Source organism: Streptomyces sp. NBC_00057 (assembly GCF_045041165.1).
Taxonomy (GTDB): Bacteria; Actinomycetota; Actinomycetes; order Streptomycetales; family Streptomycetaceae; genus Streptomyces.
Map to the genome: position 1 here is coordinate 952,230 of NZ_CP108256.1, position 16,292 is coordinate 968,521.

14 protein-coding genes and 1 pseudogene are annotated in these 16,292 nt (G+C 68.4%); 6 read left to right on the top strand and 9 right to left on the bottom strand.

Going from position 1 to position 16,292, the window contains the following annotated elements:
- Positions 1-28 precede the first annotated feature (28 nt).
- Positions 29-1,843 (bottom strand): enoyl-CoA hydratase-related protein, encoded by a 1,815-nt coding sequence (locus OG953_RS04715; protein WP_405682675.1) that lies wholly within the window; start codon positions 1,841-1,843, stop codon positions 29-31.
- Positions 1,844-2,624: 781 nt separating this feature from the next.
- Here OG953_RS04715 and OG953_RS04720 point away from each other — a divergent pair.
- Together OG953_RS04720 and OG953_RS04725 are read left to right on the top strand one after the other, a co-directional pair.
- On the top strand, positions 2,625-4,466 hold the full coding sequence (locus OG953_RS04720) for a transglycosylase domain-containing protein (protein WP_405682676.1): 1,842 nt from the start codon (positions 2,625-2,627) through the stop codon (positions 4,464-4,466).
- A gap of 44 nt (positions 4,467-4,510) precedes the next feature.
- Positions 4,511-5,767: a hypothetical protein gene (locus OG953_RS04725; RefSeq protein ID WP_405682677.1), complete on the top strand. Its 1,257-nt coding sequence runs from the start codon at positions 4,511-4,513 to the stop codon at positions 5,765-5,767.
- A gap of 111 nt (positions 5,768-5,878) precedes the next feature.
- Here OG953_RS04725 and OG953_RS04730 read toward each other — a convergent pair whose 3' ends face one another.
- The 3 genes from OG953_RS04730 to OG953_RS04740 are packed head-to-tail and all read right to left on the bottom strand — an operon-like array spanning position 5,879 to position 8,637.
- Complete coding sequence (locus OG953_RS04730; RefSeq protein ID WP_405682678.1) at positions 5,879-6,916, bottom strand: ABC transporter substrate-binding protein; 1,038 nt, start codon at positions 6,914-6,916, stop codon at positions 5,879-5,881.
- A 52-nt stretch (positions 6,917-6,968) separates the two neighbouring features.
- On the bottom strand, positions 6,969-7,832 hold the full coding sequence (locus tag OG953_RS04735) for an ABC transporter permease (protein WP_405682679.1): 864 nt from the start codon (positions 7,830-7,832) through the stop codon (positions 6,969-6,971).
- Entirely contained in the window at positions 7,822-8,637 is an 816-nt protein-coding gene (locus tag OG953_RS04740) for an ABC transporter ATP-binding protein (protein ID WP_266355177.1), read from the bottom strand. The genes OG953_RS04735 and OG953_RS04740 overlap by 11 nt, the downstream gene beginning before the upstream one ends.
- 218 nt (positions 8,638-8,855) lie before the next feature.
- Between OG953_RS04740 and OG953_RS04745 the strand changes: the two genes are divergently transcribed.
- On the top strand, positions 8,856-10,451 hold the full coding sequence (locus OG953_RS04745) for an ATP-binding protein (protein ID WP_405682681.1): 1,596 nt from the start codon (positions 8,856-8,858) through the stop codon (positions 10,449-10,451).
- A complete protein-coding gene (locus tag OG953_RS04750) occupies positions 10,451-11,149 on the top strand; it encodes a response regulator (RefSeq protein ID WP_405682682.1) in 699 nt (232 codons plus the stop codon). The genes OG953_RS04745 and OG953_RS04750 overlap by 1 nt, the downstream gene beginning before the upstream one ends.
- A 25-nt stretch (positions 11,150-11,174) precedes the next feature.
- On the opposite strand, the gene OG953_RS04755 is transcribed toward OG953_RS04750, so the two are convergent.
- The gene (locus OG953_RS04755; RefSeq protein ID WP_405682683.1) at positions 11,175-11,354 is read right to left on the bottom strand and encodes a hypothetical protein; all 180 of its coding nucleotides are present in this window, start codon (positions 11,352-11,354) and stop codon (positions 11,175-11,177) included.
- A gap of 547 nt (positions 11,355-11,901) precedes the next feature.
- Between OG953_RS04755 and OG953_RS04760 the strand changes: the two genes are divergently transcribed.
- A complete protein-coding gene (locus tag OG953_RS04760; RefSeq protein ID WP_405691627.1) occupies positions 11,902-12,240 on the top strand; it encodes a DUF779 domain-containing protein in 339 nt (112 codons plus the stop codon).
- Between the two features lie 174 nt (positions 12,241-12,414).
- The gene (locus tag OG953_RS04765; protein WP_405682684.1) at positions 12,415-13,425 is read left to right on the top strand and encodes an alpha/beta fold hydrolase; all 1,011 of its coding nucleotides are present in this window, start codon (positions 12,415-12,417) and stop codon (positions 13,423-13,425) included.
- 169 nt (positions 13,426-13,594) lie between these two features.
- Here the strand turns inward: OG953_RS04765 and OG953_RS04770 are convergent.
- From OG953_RS04770 to OG953_RS04785, 4 genes and pseudogenes are all read right to left on the bottom strand, one after another.
- Positions 13,595-14,043, bottom strand: a pseudogene (locus OG953_RS04770) (hypothetical protein); the annotation flags it as partial.
- 450 nt (positions 14,044-14,493) lie between these two features.
- Positions 14,494-14,688: a hypothetical protein gene (locus tag OG953_RS04775; protein WP_405682685.1), complete on the bottom strand. Its 195-nt coding sequence runs from the start codon at positions 14,686-14,688 to the stop codon at positions 14,494-14,496.
- 139 nt (positions 14,689-14,827) lie between these two features.
- A complete protein-coding gene (locus tag OG953_RS04780) occupies positions 14,828-15,745 on the bottom strand; it encodes a phosphatidylinositol-specific phospholipase C/glycerophosphodiester phosphodiesterase family protein (protein WP_405682686.1) in 918 nt (305 codons plus the stop codon).
- A gap of 83 nt (positions 15,746-15,828) precedes the next feature.
- Positions 15,829-16,230, bottom strand: a complete 402-nt coding sequence (locus OG953_RS04785) for a transposase (protein ID WP_405682687.1) — start codon at positions 16,228-16,230, stop codon at positions 15,829-15,831.
- Positions 16,231-16,292: the final 62 nt, after the last annotated feature.

Consider the following 16,292-nt stretch of genomic DNA (forward strand, 5'->3'; position numbering starts at 1 on the left):
AGACATACGAAGGCCGACATATCGACCTTCACTGTTCTTGGTACCAAGCGCCCGGTGCGAGTGCGGCATGGTGTGCCGCCAGTCCGGTGACGTCGGGCTCCCGGGCGGGCCGGTCCCCCGCAGATCTGCCGGTCGAGGCCGGGGCGAGGTGCGACGGCCGGCCCGACGGAGGATCCTTGAGCACGAACGCACGCCGCAGTGCGTGGTAGGGCGACCGTGGGTCGAAGAAGGTCCGCCGCATCACGGCCAACTCCTCCTCCCGGTAGTCGGCCAGGGGTCTGTCGGCCTCGTCCCGGTCCCGTTCGGCCTTCTTCGCCGCGGTCCGCGACGGTGCCGCGGGCGACGCGGCGAGACGGGCCGCCAGCCGGACGACCTCGCCCGCGAACGACTGCGCGTCGCAGTCGACCGTCCGGTCGACCAGGCCGAGCCGCACAGCGGCCTCGGCGCTCACCGGGAGCGCCTTGCCGGTGAGGCGCTCCGCCGCGGCGGAGCCCACCCTGCGCGGCAGCGTGTACGTCCAGTACTCGGAGCCGTACAGGCCCATCAGGCGGTAGTGCGGGTTCAGCACCGCCCCCGTCCTGCACCAGACCTCGTCCGCGGCCAGGGCGAGCATCACCCCGCCCGCGGCCGCGTTGCCGCCCACGGCGGAGACCACCAGCCGGTCGGTGGTGGTCAGCACGGCCTCCACGAGGTCGTCCATGGCGTTGATGTTGGCCCAGGACTCCTCGCCGGGGTCGGCGGCGGCCTCGATGACATTGAGGTGGATGCCGTTGGAGAAGAAGTCACGGCCGCCTCCCAGCACCAGCACCGAGGTGGGTCGTCGGCAGGCCAGCCGGTAGGCGTCGTGCAGGCGGCGGCACTGCGCCGTGCTCATCGCACCGCCGGGGAAGGCGAACGAGAGGAAACCGGCCTGCCCCACCTCCCGGTAGCCGATGTCGCTCCAGCCATGCCGCCGCCCTTCCTCGTACAGCGGCACAGGGTGCTCCGGCAGTGCGGGCAGACGCCCGGCGAGCGCCGTCACAGCGGGCAGTTTGAACGTGGTGGGTCCTCCCGGCCTTCGGCAGGGCCGAAGCTCGGGGATCCACACCGCGCCGTCGGTTGTCGCCCGGCAGACCGCCCCTGCCCGTACGGCCACCAGCTCGCCCGGTCCGCCGCGCAGTTCGTGCTCCGGGTGCCCCCCGTGCAGAAACCATTCGTCCCCCAGCAGTTCATCGCGCACGCCGGGGTACGAGTCGGCGGCCCGCAGCTTGCGCAGGACCGCTTCCGTGGAGTCCGACTCCCAGTCGATGCGACGGTGCTCCTGGCGTAGGTACGGCCGCGTACGGATGCGTGACTCCTCATCCCCGCCGGTCTGCGGTCGAGGAACGTACGTACCGGACGAGAAGCGCTCGACGGCGAGGTGTACGGCCTGCAATGCGGCGTCGGAGACTTCGTTGCGGTACAGGTCGCTCTTGCCCACCGGGGGCACCGGGAAGGTGGCCGATGCCCAGATGCCCCCGGCATCCATCTCCTCGTCGGCCTGCAGAACCGTCACGCCCCATGTGTCCGCACCCTCGTGGATGGCCCAGTCGAGGGAGGAAGGCCCGCGGTCGCCCGGGGGGCCGGGGTGGACGACGAGGCAGGTGTGCACCGCCCAGACATCCCGGGGGATGGCGGTCTTCAGCAGCGGGGCCAGAATGAGGTCGGGCGCGAACTCGCGCACAGCCCGCCGCAGCGACTCGTCGCGCACGGACGGCTCCGGAGCTGCGAGTTCCACCTCTACGGTGTGGCCCCGGTCCCTCAGTTCGGCATGAACACGCTGAGTAAGGCTGTTGAACGCGCTCGCCACGAGCAGGATGTGCACAACGATCTCCCAACGCCGGGCCGATCCGGCTGGTTGCGATGGTGAGGCACTGCGGGCGGGGCTCCAGCGGCAACCGGCCGCGAAGTCACCCGAAAGCGAACCCATCGGCGACCACTCAGTGGAACCCGTGCGGCGAGCCGCGCGCCCAGCGGATCGGAATGAACCGAGCAGCGACATGACGCAGAGCCGGGCGTTCGATACGAGCCCACCTACGCACCCCACTGAGGCCGATCGGGGCCGGTCGGCGTGATCCGCCCCGGCGGCCTGTTATCTTTACGTGACTTCGCGCCGCAACTCTCGGTCATGCTTTGGCCGTTGCTGTGGTGGAGTCGGCGAGGGGGAAGCGTGTGGCCGCCGTCTGGGCGTTTCGGTCCAATCGGCAGCCGCACGGCCTGAACTGAACCTGGGGATGCACATGCCATACACCGGCCGAGACGAATGACTCCGCCGCCCGCCTGACGCGGGCAGACGTCCGCAGGGCCCCGCGAGGGCCGGCCGAAATGGAGTGTGGCGGCGGAGCAATGACCACTACACGTGTACGGGCACGGTCGTAGTCTGCGGCCGGCCCGGCCTGTCATGGCTGGACGGAATGACACAGCACAACTTATTCAGCAGAACGGCGCACGCCGCTCGGTCTGCACTGCGCCCCGGGACGGGACGCCGGAACCAGGTGAAGCGACCACACCTGCGCCTGCCGCGCAAACCGGACTATCCGCGCACGGGCCGGTGCGGCTGGCGAAGATGGGTGCCCTCGTGGCGGCTGGCCGTGGGTTCGTTCCTGATGTTCATCGCAACGCTCACGACCGTGGTGGGCATCGCCTACGCGCGCACGGACATCCCCAAGGACCTCAACGCGTTCGCCACCCAGCAGGACACCGTCTACTACTGGGCCGACGGGACCCCCATGGCCCGCACGGGCTGGGTGAGCCGCCAGGAGATGCCCCTGTCGAAGATTCCCGATGATGTCCGGTGGGCCGTACTGGCGGCCGAGAACGCCGACTTCTACTCGGACCACGGCATATCGACGCAGGGAATCACCCGCGCGCTGTGGCGCACGGTCGGCGAGGGAGACACCCAGGGCGGATCGACCATCACCCAGCAGTACGTCAAGAACGTCTACCTCTCGCAGGACCAGTCCTTCTCCCGCAAGTTCACCGAGATGCTGCTCGCGGTCAAACTCGACCGCCATGTGAGCAAGGACAAGATTCTCGAGGAGTATCTGAACACCAGCTGGTTCGGCCGTGGCACCTACGGTCTCCAGCGCGCGGCCCAGGCCTACTACGGCAAGGAGGTCACCCAACTCAACGCCAGCGAGGGCGCGTTCCTCGCGTCCCTGCTCAAGGGGGCCTCGCTCTACGATCCCGCCATCAAACCCCGCAACCGTGACCGCGCCGTCGAACGGTGGAAGTGGACGCTGGACCGCATGGTGGAGATCGGCAAGCTGAGCCCGGCCGAGCGTGCCCGGTACACCACCTTTCCCGAGCCAAAGCCCCCTCACAGGCCGAACAGCACTTCCGGGCAGGACGGTTACCTCGTTCAGCTCGCCGAGTCGTACGCCAAGCGTGCCGGACACATCTCCGACGCACGCTTCGACCTCGGCGGCTACCAGATCTACACGACGTTCGAGAAGCCGCGGATGACCGCCCTCACCCGGGCCGTGAAGGAAGCGCGCGACACGCTCGATCCCGAGCAGCGCAAGGCCGACCGCCATGTCCGGTTCGGGGCCTCGTCCGTCGCCCCGGACGGCCGGATCCTCGCCGTGTACGGCGGACCGGACTTCGAGCGGCAGGCCTTCAACGAATCCAACGCGAGTACCGTCCCCGCCGGTTCGGCGTTCACCCCGTTCGTCTACGCCGCCGGCTTGGAGCACGGCATCTCACGCAAGCGCAACGGCCCCCGGACCAGCGTGACGCCCTCGACCGTGTACGACGGTGACGACGACATTCCGGTCATCACGCCCGAAGGTCCCTACTGGGACAGCAGCGGCAAGATGGTCAAGGGCCAGAACGACGGCGACCACTCCTACGGCCGCATCAGTCTGCACGACGCCATGGCGAAGGCCGTGAACTCTCCGTTCCTCCAACTCGGTTTGGACGCGGGACTGAAGCAGGTTCGCAGTACGGCCGAGGCATCCGGGCTGCTCCCGTCCAGCTTCGGTCCACCCGTTCCCGCGTTCTCGATGGGCAACTCCACACCGAGCGCCATCCGCATGGCCGACGCGTACGGCACGTTCGCGGCTCACGGCGTGCACACCGATCCGTACTCGGTACGAAAGGTCACGCGCAACGGCGAGCCGATCCGGCTGGATCTGCCGCAGGCGAAGCGCGCAGTACGGCCCGCCGTCGCCGACGAGGTCACCGCATCGCTCGCACGGCCCGGCGGGGCGAGCGGCACCGCCTTTGCCTCGCCGGTCGCCACCAAGGCCGGAACCACCGAGGACGACACCGCGCGCTGGTACGTCGGTTACAACCGGGACGCGTCCACGGCCGTTGTCGTGTACCGCATGGACCTGACGAAGAGTCTGGCGCCATTGCCGCTGAAGGGGCTCGGCGGCGAATCGGCGGCCGGCAAGAAGCTCTCGTCCCAGATCTGGAACACATACACGGAAGCCATGACGAAGTGACAGATACCAGAGAAAAATCTGCCGTTCGCCGAATACGGGCCCGCTTGACGCCCCGTATCGTCCTGGGGCTCACGGCATGCGTAGTCGCGTCGGGTTCCGCGGCGCTCATCCCGCTGGCGTCCGACGAATCCTCGGACAACCGGACCCCTCAGCAGGGCACGAGCGCCGTCGCGGCGCCGACGCCCACCGCCCGGGAGCATCGCGGGGGTGACGGAAAGAAGACGGAAGAGGAGAAGTGGGACGGGAAGGTCAAGATTCTGGGAGACGGTTCCACGTCCTACACCGGGCCGCAGCCCGGCCAGTTGAAGGCCGAGCGACTCAAGCCGGGTGAGAAACCACCCCAGTTCGTGGTGTTCTCGTGGGACGGTGCGCTGGAGGGCGACGATCGCATGTTCTCGCGCTTCCGCCGTGCGGCGAAGGAGAGCAATGCACACATGACGTTCTTCCTCACCGGTATCTACCTGCTCCCGAAGGAGAAGAGCAACCTCTACGAGCCGCCCCAGCACAAGCCCGGAGCGGCCGCGATCTCCTACCCGACGCGCGAACACATCCGCATGACGCTGGAGCAGCTCGGCGGCGCCTGGCGGGAGGGCAACGAGATCGGGTCGCACTTCAACGGCCATTTCTGCGACAAGAAGGGCGGTGGGGACTGGAGTACGAACGAGTGGATCAGCGAGATCAACCAGTTCTACTCCTTCGTACAGAACTGGAAGACGAACACAGGCTTCAAGGAGCTCGATCCGCTGCCCTTCGACCCCACCCGCGAGGTCGTCGGCGGTCGGGCCCCCTGCCTCGAAGGCCAGAAGACCCTTCGGCCGGCGACCAAGCCGTTCGGCTGGCGATACGACGCCAGCTCCCCGGGGGACTTCCAGATCTGGCCGTCCAAGAAGAACGGCATCTGGGACCTCCCGCTGCAGATGCTGCCGTTCCCCGGCAAGGACTTCCAGGTGCTGTCCATGGACTTCAACTTCCTCTACAACCAGTCGGAAGGCAGCACCGAGGGCGACCCGGGCAAGTACCAGACGTGGCGCCAGGAGTCGCGGGATGCCTACGTCGCCGGATTCGAGCGGGTTTTCAACGGCAGCCGCGCACCGCTGTTCATCGGAAATCACTTCGAGGACTGGAACGGCGGGATCTATATGGATGCCGTCGAGGAAACGATGCGAGAGGTCTGCCCGCGCAAGGAGGTGCGCTGTGTGTCCTTCCGCGAACTGACCGAGTGGCTCGATGCGCAGGACCCCAAGGTCCTCGCCCATTGGCGGACACTCGATCCCGCCCAGCCGCCGAACTGGAAGCAGTAGGCGGATGAACGCGGAAAGCGGAGCTCCGGCTGAACAACTCGCCTGATTTGACGAATCGTTCAGGTCGGGGCTCCGCGGTCCGGTGTGCGCAGGCGTCGTCGACGCCCTCGGTCAGCCTGCCTTCTTGACGAACTCCGTGGTGTACGTCTTGGCGAGGTCCACCTTCGCGTTCTTCAGGTTCGGGTTGAAGGCCTTCAGGACCCGCTCGACGGTGGCGGGTCCGTCCGCGGGCATGACGCCGTCCGTGGTGAACATGGGCAGCGTGCTCTTGATCGCCTGTGCGTACAGAGCCTTGCCACCGCCCTGGGCGTAGTCGGCGGGCATCTTCGCGGCGATCTCGTCGGCGCTGTGCGTGGACATCCACTTCAGGGTCTTGACGAAGGCGTTGGCCAGCTTCTGGACGGTTTCCTTGTGGCTGTTGACCCACTCGGTCTGCATGTAGAGGCTGGAGGACGGGTAGAGCCCGCCGAGTGCCTGCTTGGAGCCCTCGGGGGTCCGCATGTCGATGAGGATCCGGCCGAGCTTCTTGTCCAGGATGGTGGCGACCGTCGGATCGGTGGTCATACCGCCCTGGATGGAACCCTGCTGAAGGGCGGAGATGAACGTCTGCCCCGCTCCGACCGCCACGGGCGTGAATTCACTGGTCTTCACATCGTTGCTCACGGCGAGGTACTTCGTGAGGAAGTCGGTCGAGGAGCCGATGCCCGTCACACCGAGCTTCTTGCCCTTGAAGTCCTTCGCCGACCTGACGTCCCCCGCCGCCTTGTTGGAGACGATCTCGACCTCGCCGGGAGCCCGGGAGAACTGGACGACCGACTCGACCTGCTTGCCCTTCACCTGAAGGTCGAGGGTGTGGTCGTAGAAGCCCACCGTGCCCTGGACGTCGCCGGAGACGAGTGCCGTTTCGGCCTGGACACCCGCGGGCTCGGTCAGTAGCTGGACCGACACTCCCTCCTCCTTGAAGTAGCCGAGCCGCTCGGTCAGCATCGCGGGCAGGTAGATGACCTTGTCCAGGCCCCCGACCATGATCTTGACCTTGTCGTTCTTGCCACCGGAGGCCGAGGTGGAGCCGCCGCCGCAGGCGGTCAGGCCGGTCAGGGTGAGTGCACCGGCGACGGCGACGGCCGAGATCCGGGTGGATGTACGCATCTGATTCACGTCCTTGTGAAGAAACAGTCGGGTGTGCGGATGACGGTCGGCGTCAGCGGGCGGTGTCGGCCTCGGCCGGCTTCCAGCGGAAGAGCCGCTTTTCGAGGAAAGTCAGCAGGCCTTCGGCCAGCAGCGCGACGATCGCGAGGATGACCATCGCGGCGTAGACACCGGCGGCGTTGAACGTGCCCTGAGAGGCGGCGACCAGCAGCCCGAGTCCCTTGGTGGCCCCTATGTACTCACCGACGATGGCGCCGATGAGGGCAAAGCCGAAGCTCACATGCAGGCTGGTGAAGATCCAGGACGTGGCCGAGGGGATGACCACCTGAAGCGTGACCTGGCGGTTGCCGGCGCCCAGGATGCGGGAGTTGGCCACGAGATTGCGGTCGACCTCCCTTGCCCCCTGGAAGGCGTTGAAGAAGACGGGGAAGAACACGAGGACGACCGCGGAGGCGACCTTCGAGGCCGGGCCGAGGCCGAACCAGATGAGGAAGATCGGGGCGAGCACGATGCGCGGCAGGGCGTTGAGCACCTTGATGTACGGGCCGAGGACATCGGCGGCGAAGCGGACGCGGCCCAGCGCGATTCCGAGCAGCACACCGGCGATCACACCGATGACCCAGCCGAGCAGCGCTTCGTAGAGCGTGTACCAGATCTGCTCCCACAGGGAGCCCTGGGCGGTGCCGTCGACGACCCAGGTGCGGATCTGGTCCCAGATCTTCGACGGCATGGAGAAGTTGAACGGGTCGATGACCGACGTTCGGGCCAGCCACTCCCACAGTCCGACGACCGCGAAGAGCACCGCGATCCGGCTCCCGAACACCAGATACTTGCGGTTGCGGGCGGCCCGCGCCCTGGCCCGGGTCCGCTCGGTCTTGGTGACGGCGGTGTTCGCGGTGATCGTTTCAGGCGACATCGAGGGCACCCCTCTCGCGGGTGATGCGGACCTCTTCGCCGAGCGAGGACCAGATCTCCCGGTAGATCTCGATGAACCGGGGCTCCAGACGCACCTGCTCGACCTTGCGGGGGCGGGGCAGATCGATCTCGAAGACCTCCTTGACCGTGGCCGGTCCCGCGGTCATGACCACGACCTTGTCGGCCAGCGCGATGGACTCCTCCAGGTCATGGGTGACGAAGACGACGGAGGCTCCGGTGCCGGCCCACAGCTCCAGCAGTTCGTCCGACATCAGGGCCCTGGTCTGCACATCGAGTGCGGAGAAGGGTTCGTCCATGAGCAGGATCTCGGGATCGTTGACGAACGTGGCCGCGAGCGCGACACGCTTGCGCTGACCGCCGGACAGCTGGTGGGGATAGCGGTCCTCGAACGAGGACAGCCCGACCCGGGCAAGCCACTCCCTGGCCCGCTCCTTCGCCTCCGGCTTCGGCACGCCGCGGAAGCGGGGACCTGCCATCACATTGGACAGCACGGTCCGCCACGGGAAGACCGCGTCCTGCTGGAAGACGAAGCCGACCTTGTCGCCGATGCCGCGCACCGGCTCACCGCCCACCAGCACCTCCCCCTCGGTGGGCTCCTCCAGACCACTGACCAGAGTCAGAGTGGTCGACTTGCCGCATCCGGTGGGGCCCACCACGGCGACGAACTCACCGCGCCCGATCGTGAGGTCCAGATCCCGTACGGCGGTGTGGAGCGCCCCCGACGGAGTCCGGAACGCTTTGCTCGCCCCCCGCAGCTCGATGGCGGGGCTCGTTTCGCTGTTCATGGAGCGGGACGCTAAGTGCGGCCCGGGGACGTGGGCACCCTTGCGCCCACAACTCCTGCTTCTGCCCATAACCAGTGGTTCTGCTCCTTCTGCTCGCGCTGCGGCAACGAATGCACCACGAGGACTGGTCATCGGCGACGGCAACGTTTACGTTGCGTTCACACAAGGACGAATCGGAGCATCAGGTTCCTGGCCGGCGGAAGGCAGAGAGCGAGCACATGCGGATTCACTGGCCCCGTCGTGTCTTCGCCCAGGTGCTCCTCACCCAGGTGGCCATCACCACCGGCGTGATCATGCTCGTGACAGGTCTCTTCCTCGCCCCCCTCAGCCACCAGCTCGACGACCAGGCGATGCAGCAGGCGCTGTCCATCGCCCAGACCGCCGCAGCCGAACCCGGTCTGGTGCGCGACCTGACCAGTACCGACCCCAGCCCCACCGGACCGGTGCAGGCCGAGGCGGAACGGATCCGGCGGGCCACCGGAGCGCTCTACATCGTGGTCATGGACACCCGCGGGGTGCGCTGGTCGCACACCGACACCGCACAGATCAGCAGACACGTCTCAACCGATCCCAGCTCGGCTCTGGGCGGCCGGGAGGTCATGCAGATCGACAACGGAACCCTGGGCCGCTCGGCACGCGCGAAGGTTCCTCTGCGCGACAGGGACGGGACCATCGTGGGTGCCGTCTCGGTGGGTATCGCCTACGACAGCGTCCATGAGCGGCTGCTCGGCGCCATTCCCGGTCTGCTGCTCTACTCCGGAGCGGCGCTCGCCGCGGGCGTGCTGGCCGCCCTGGCCGTCTCGCGGCGGCTGCAGCGCGGTACCCATGGACTCGCCTTCGCCGACATCTCCGCGTTGCTGGACGAGCGCGAGGCCATGCTGCACAGCATTCGCGAGGCCGTTCTCGCCCTCGACGCCCAGGGCCGGATCCGGTTGCTCAACGATGAGGCGCAGCGTCTGCTGGAGCTGGACCAGGACGCCGTCGGACGGGCGCTGGGCGAGGTGCTACCGCCAGGCCGTACGACGGAGGTGCTGGTGGGACGGGTCGACGGCGACAACCTGATCACCGTCTGCCATGGACGCGTGCTGATCGCCAACCGTATGCCCACCGGTGACGGCGGAGCCGTCGTCACCCTGCGCGACCGTACCGAGCTGGAGCTGCTCGGCCGTGAACTGGACTCCACTCACGGCCTGCTGGATGCGATGCGCGCCCAGGACCACGAGCACGCCAACCGGCTGCACACCCTGCTCGGACTGTTGGAACTCGGGAGGCACGATGCCGCGATGGAGTTCGTCGCGCAGGTGGCCAATGGTCACCGGGCCTCGGCGGAGCAAGTCGCGGAACGCGTCAACGATCCTCTGCTGTCGGCGCTGTTGGTGGGCAAGTCGGCCATCGCGGCGGAGCGGGGCGCCTCTTTGCGCATCTCGCCGGCCACCCGGCTCCCGGACGTGGTGGTGGACCCGCGCGATCTGGTCACCGTCCTCGGCAACCTCATCGACAACGCGCTGGACGTCGCCTCGCTCATCGAGGTCGAGCTTCTCGCCGAGGGCACCACCGCGGTGCTGCGGGTCAGCGACAACGGTCCCGGGGTACCTCCCGGCATGCGCGAGCAGATCTTCACCGAGGGCTGGTCCACCAAGGAGTCCCCCGCGCATCGCGGACGCGGTCTGGGTCTGGCGCTGGTGCGCCGGCTGGCCGAGCGCTACGGTGGCGCGGCTCGCGTCACGGCCCGGGCCGGCGGTGGCGCGGTCTTCACCGTCGTCCTGCCAGAGGCACTCAGCGTCCGGCCGCTGTCCGAAGTGGGAGAGTTGTGATGATCGATGTCCTGGTGGTGGACGACGACTTCCGCATTGCCGAGATCAATGCCGCATATGTCGCCAAGGTCCCCGGCTTCCGTGTCATCTCACGCGCACACACCGCAGCACAGACGCTCGCCTTCCTGGAGCGTGACCATGTCGACCTCGTTCTTCTCGATCACTATCTTCCGGACGAGACGGGGCTGACACTTGTACGGCGGCTGCGCCAGCTGGGCCACCCGGCCGATGTGATCATGGTGACCGCGGCCCGTGATGTGTCGACCGTCCAGACCGCCATGCGGTACGGCGCCCTGCAGTACCTGGTCAAGCCGTTCAGCTTCGCCGGTCTGCGGTCCAAGCTGGAGAGTTACGCGGCCCTGCGCCGCACCCTCGAAGGCGTGGGAAACGGCCACGGCGAGGCGGGGCAGGAGCAGGTCGACCAGATCTTCGGCGCCCTTCGCACCGCGGGTTCCGGTCCCGCGGCAGCCCTGCCCAAGGGCCACTCCGCACCCACGGCCGACGTCATCCGCCATGTCCTGTCGGCCGCCGACGAGCCGCTGTCCGCCCACGAGGTCGCCGCCCGGGCCGGCCTCAGCCGCTCCACCGCCCAGCGTTACCTCAAGTACCTGGAGGGCGCGGGCCGCATCAGCCTCAGCCTCAAGTACGGCGACACCGGCCGGCCCGAACACCGTTACGCGTGGGCGAAGGCGTGCTGAGTAGCGTACGAGGCGGCAGCCGATCTCAGCCGTTCGGCTGCTCTCCCTGGGCGATCTCCACGCTTCGGTGCAGGTCGTGCACACCGGCCGCCACCCCGGCGGGCGAGGCGGCCATCACGCAGACGAGCAGGGCGCCGACCGCGGCGGGCGTGCGACGGCTATGAGGCTTCGGGGTGCGTATGAGGGCCGCGACGCGCTGCGGCACCGGTCAGGATGTGGCCGCGAGGGCGAAGGACGCCCGGTGAGTCTGCGGCGTACCGGTGGCCGGCGCCGCGCGGCCGATCGCGAGCCGTCGGACACCGGTCCCCGGCCACCGCAGCGGCGGCTTCGTCGGCCGCGTGCTCCGCGGACATGGGTGCCGCTGCCCGCCCTTTCGTCGGCGACCGACGGCCGGGGGACTGCTGCGACACGTCGCCGCGCGGATGACAGGTGGGGAACCACCCTGCTGCACGACAGCGACGTGACCTCCGCACCCGGCGCCTGGCGCTCCGCACTCGGCGCACTTCCCGTGATCACCGATACCTGCGGCGAACGGGGCTGCGGATCGGACCGCTGCGTTCGCACACCCCTTGCTGAACGGAGCCGGACTGGTAGCGTTCGCCCATATCGTCCCAGCCGACCGGTGCGCCATCCGATGCGACAAGGGCTGATGCATGAACCGAGATGAGACGAAGAATCCGCCCCCCGGCCAACTGCGTTCTGATGAGCTGCCGTTCGGGGCATCCCGGACGAGTCCGCAGGACACGCCGCTCGTGGAGCTCACCCCCGCCGCCGCCGATCTGGTGCGTCGACTGCGGGAGGCCCACGGCCCGTTGATGTTCCACCAGTCGGGCGGCTGCTGCGACGGCAGTGCGCCCATGTGTTACCCGTACGGAGAATTCCGTACCGGCGGCTCCGACGTGCTGCTGGCCTCGCTCGATGTCGACGGGGTGGCGGAGAGTGTCCCGTTCTGGATGTCGAAGAGTCAGTTCGAGCTGTGGGCGCACACCCGCCTGATCGTCGATGTGGTGGAGGGTCGGGGCAGTGGCTTCTCTCTGGAGGCTCCGGAGGGGGTGCGGTTCCTGATCCGGTCCCGGCTCGTCGGCCTTTGAGGCGGCACCGCATGCCGCGGGTTTGCCGTAACAGCAAGAATTCTTGTGGGCGAGACGGCGGTGGCCGAATGATCGTGGCACAGGTGGCACCGATGGGCGAGGCGCTCCCGGCCGGGTGACCTCCGCGTCGACGGCCACCGCACGAGAGCTGGTCACATCCGCGAGGAGAAGCACATGCCGCCCACCGACTTTCCCGCCGCTCCGCTGCCGGACGCCGTCCACCGGCTGGTGGAGGTGCCCGGAGGCCGTATCCACCTGCTGGAACAGGGAACCGGACCGTTGGTCCTGCTGGTCCACGGCTTCCCCGAGTCGTGGTACTCGTGGCGCCACCAGCTTCCGGCCCTTGCCGCAGCAGGGTTTCGTGCGGTTGCCATCGATGTACGCGGCTACGGGCGCTCGTCGAAGCCCGGCGATGTGGAGGCGTACCGGATGCCGGCCCATGTCTCGGACAACGTCGGTGTCGTTCAAGCGCTCGGTGAACGGACCGCGACGATCGTGGGCCACGACTGGGGTTCGACCATCGCCGCCGGCAGCGCGCTGCTCTTGCCCGATGTCTTCACCTCCGTGGCGCTGCTCAGCATCCCGTACGCACCGCGGAACGGTCACCGGCCGAGCGACGTCTTCAGCCGTATTGGAGGTGCCGAGGAGTTCTATGTCAGTTACTTCCAGTCCCCGGGGCGGGCCGAGGCGGAGATCGAGCCCGATGTGCGCGGTTGGCTGGCCGGGTTCTACGCCGGACTCTCCGCCGACACGATGCCTTCGGACGGTGAGGGCAGTCTCTTCTTCATCCCGCCGGGGGCACGGCTCCGCGACCGGTTCGCCACCGACAGCCTCCCTTCCTGGCTGAGCGAGGCCGATCTCGATTTCTACGCGGCGGAGTTCGAGCGGACCGGGCTGACGGGGGCGCTCAACAGGTATCGCAATGTCGACCGGGACTGGGAGGACCTCGCCGCCTGGGACGGTGCGCCGATCCCCCAGCCCTCGCTGTTCATCGGCGGAGAGCTTGACGCGTCGACCACCTGGATGGCCGACGCCATCGAGAGCTTCCCCGAGACCCTTCCCGGCCTGGTCTCCTCCCACGTCCTGCCGGGGTGCGGGCACTGGATCCAGCAGGAGCGCGCCGTCGACGTCAATCGTCTGCTCACCGAATGGCTGCGTTCCCCGCAGGTGCGCGCCACCCGGTGAGCCGCGTCCGGCCACGGTCACTCCGTGTCCCGGACCGCCACGATGCCGTTGAACACACCCACATACGCCGTCGGGACCGATCGTGATCGGCGCCCAGTTGTTGTCGTACGAGGGGGCCGGTGCCGGTGAGCTTCTTCCAACGGCGTTCGCCGGTGCGGAAGTCCACGGCGGTGAGGTACCAGGCGTCGATGTCGACGACGAAGCGCCGGCCGCCGTCCGCCGCCTGCTCATGGGCGATCCGCAGGATGTGCTGCCGGGAGTCGGCGAGAACCACCCGGTCCTGGTTGTCGAGGTAGAAGTAGGCGCCGTCCGAGGTGTCCTTGAAGATCTTCGAGAAGTCGAGTCGGGTGATGGCCTCGACGGTCGAGGAGCGCTGCGGGAGCCTGCACTCGGCCGGTGTGTCGAGGGTGCGGGGATCGAGGACCTTGAGCAGGAACCCCCGGTGAACGTGCCGCACACGGTGATCAGCCGGCCCGCCGAGTCGAAGGTGGCGGTGGCGCACTCCCCGCCGAGCGGGGCGATCTGTTCGCTGCGGACTCCGGGGCTGCGGCCGAGGGGCCCGGAGTACGGATGGGTGGCGCTTTCCGCCGCATCGGCGTGCATGGAGTGCGTGGTGTTTCATGCCCGCTTCACGACATCGCAACTCGGCGCATCGCGCCACGGCCGGCCGGGGTCAGCCGGGTACGGACCGGACCGCCGCGTGGCGTCGCCCACGGTCGCGGTGATCGAGCATCGCCCGTCGGATCTCGGCGGCCGTGGCCCGTACGTGGTCCGAAGTGGCGGCAGGTCGGCGATCGAGGGAACGAAGCGATGCTCGGGCCTTCGGCATTGCGTACACGCGGTGGCCTTTTCATCCCCACATACCGGCCGCCCCCGGATGACGGCATCGTGCTGCCGACTGTTCAGGACGATCACCTTCTGTTCGTGGGACCGGCCCTTGTCCGTCCTGTTCCGGATCACCCTGGATCGATTCCGATCGATTCCCGCGGGCACGGAAGCCCGCGCCCGACCTCCGGGCAGTCCGCGTGACCGCCTCTGGGGCCCCGGTCACCGAACGGGCTGCGGGAGTCAGGGCTTGAGGCTGCTGACGACGTCGGCGGTGGCCGTCAGGCCGTTCTGAATGGTCGGCGCCATGCTCGTACCCGCGAGGAAGAACCCGAGCATGGCGCAGACCAGCGCATGCGTGATCTTCAGCCCCCCGTTGCGGAGGAAGATCACCGCAAGGATCAGCAGAAGCAGCACCAGTGAGATCGAAATGGCCATGGCCAACCTCCTCCGCCGCGCCGGAATGCGGCATTCGGCCGCCAGTGTGGCGTAGCGGAGAGGCCATCCGGCGGACTGGCATGTCCGCCATATGGGTGTTGACTGGCTGTCACGGTCCGGACGGTGCGCCCGCGTCCGGTCAGCCGTCGAGGCGAGTGGCCTCGGTCCTCGCGTCCCTGTCATGTGTACGCAGGAAGTGTTCGAGCCCTGCCAGGTCGTCGGTGTTGAGGTGGTCGACCTCGGCGGCCAGCAGTTCGGTCCATACGGCGTCCCGCTCCGGTCCCGCGACGTCGGGCGTGGCCCAGAAACGGACGCGTTGGCCGCTCCGGTGGGCCGTGGCGACGAGCGAGCGCAGTTTGTCCCGTTCGGCCACGGGGAAGGGGCCCGCGCCCAGCCAGCTGAAGTTGTCGCTCCAGCTGCTGCTGATGAGCGGGATGAACGAGGCGGTGGCCGCGGTCCCGAGGTCGCCCGGCCGGCCGTCGTAAAACGCGTACCGCGTGCGCTGCGCCTCCATCGGGACGCGAGCGGCGCGGTCGCCGGAGATGACGGGTGTGATCGCGCCGGGCCGCACCCGGCCGTGGTGGTACGCCGTCAGCATCTGCCGGTATCGCCTGAGCTGCCGGTCGAGTTCGAGGTAGGCGGCGGCCCCATCGGTCTTGATGTCGATCAGTAGCTGGACGGGTTCGCGGTAGCCGGGGTGGACCGTGCCGTGGTTGGCCCGGACCCTGGCCAGCAGCGGGTCGAGGTAGAGAGAAGCAAGGGTTCGGGTGGGGTCGAGGTCGGTGGCCTCGTGGGCGACCAGCAGCTCCCCGTCCACAAGGAAGATGTCTGCCTCGACGCTGGTGAAGCCGTGGGCGAGCGCGTCGTGGAGGGGGTGCGTGTGCAGGTAGTCGTTGTGCGCGTGGGCCTGGCGCAGCGGGCGCGGACAGTGGCGGCCTGCGGCCGAGGGCGCGGCGGACGCCTCGGACGCGACGGCCGTCTGCAGGGACAGGACTGCGCCTGCGGCGACGGTGGCGAGCGCGGTGGTGACGACGTTTCGGCGGGTCGGGAACGCCATGGATTCTCCCGAGAGCGAGGGGCGGATCGGACGGTCGGACGCGACCGAGTATGCGACCGTGATCGCTGCAACGGAAAGGCACTTCACAAGAGTTGATCGGGTCGTCGTCCGCTCGTCGACTGCCGTTCCCCTTGTCGGCCGGCACCGTCCAGCGGTGGTGGACGATGCCGCTGCCGGCGTTGGTGCCGAGCGGGCTTCGTCGGCACAACAGCGCGCAGGTGGTACGCGTGGCCCTTGTCGCCGAGCAGGGCGTCGGGGCGCCTGCGCGGACGGCCGCGACGGCCGGCGATCGGCGGAATGCTGTTGACCAGGGCGAGGGTCCGGGAGACGTCGTTGACGTTGGCCGCGGTAGTGATGACCTCGAGCGGTGTGCCGCGTCCGTCGCAGATCAGGTGGTGCTTGGTGCCTGTCTTCCGGCGGTCGGCCGGCGACGGACCGCTGTCGGCAACCCCTCTTTCGCGCGGACGTGAGACCCGTCCACGCACGCGCGGGGCCAGTCAATCGCGCCGGCGACTGCTGCTCGACTGGCGCTCCCCCGCGGCTGAGC

Coding starts and splice junctions, on each gene's coding strand:
- OG953_RS04720 (WP_405682676.1), top strand. CDS start 2,625: ATGTTCATCGCAACGCTCACGACCGTGGTGGGCATCGCCTACGCGCGC.
- OG953_RS04730 (WP_405682678.1), bottom strand. CDS start 6,916: ATGCGTACATCCACCCGGATCTCGGCCGTCGCCGTCGCCGGTGCACTC.
- OG953_RS04735 (WP_405682679.1), bottom strand. CDS start 7,832: ATGTCGCCTGAAACGATCACCGCGAACACCGCCGTCACCAAGACCGAG.
- OG953_RS04740 (WP_266355177.1), bottom strand. CDS start 8,637: ATGAACAGCGAAACGAGCCCCGCCATCGAGCTGCGGGGGGCGAGCAAA.
- OG953_RS04745 (WP_405682681.1), top strand. CDS start 8,856: ATGCGGATTCACTGGCCCCGTCGTGTCTTCGCCCAGGTGCTCCTCACC.
- OG953_RS04750 (WP_405682682.1), top strand. CDS start 10,451: ATGATCGATGTCCTGGTGGTGGACGACGACTTCCGCATTGCCGAGATC.
- OG953_RS04765 (WP_405682684.1), top strand. CDS start 12,415: ATGCCGCCCACCGACTTTCCCGCCGCTCCGCTGCCGGACGCCGTCCAC.
- OG953_RS04775 (WP_405682685.1), bottom strand. CDS start 14,688: ATGGCCATTTCGATCTCACTGGTGCTGCTTCTGCTGATCCTTGCGGTG.
- OG953_RS04780 (WP_405682686.1), bottom strand. CDS start 15,745: ATGGCGTTCCCGACCCGCCGAAACGTCGTCACCACCGCGCTCGCCACC.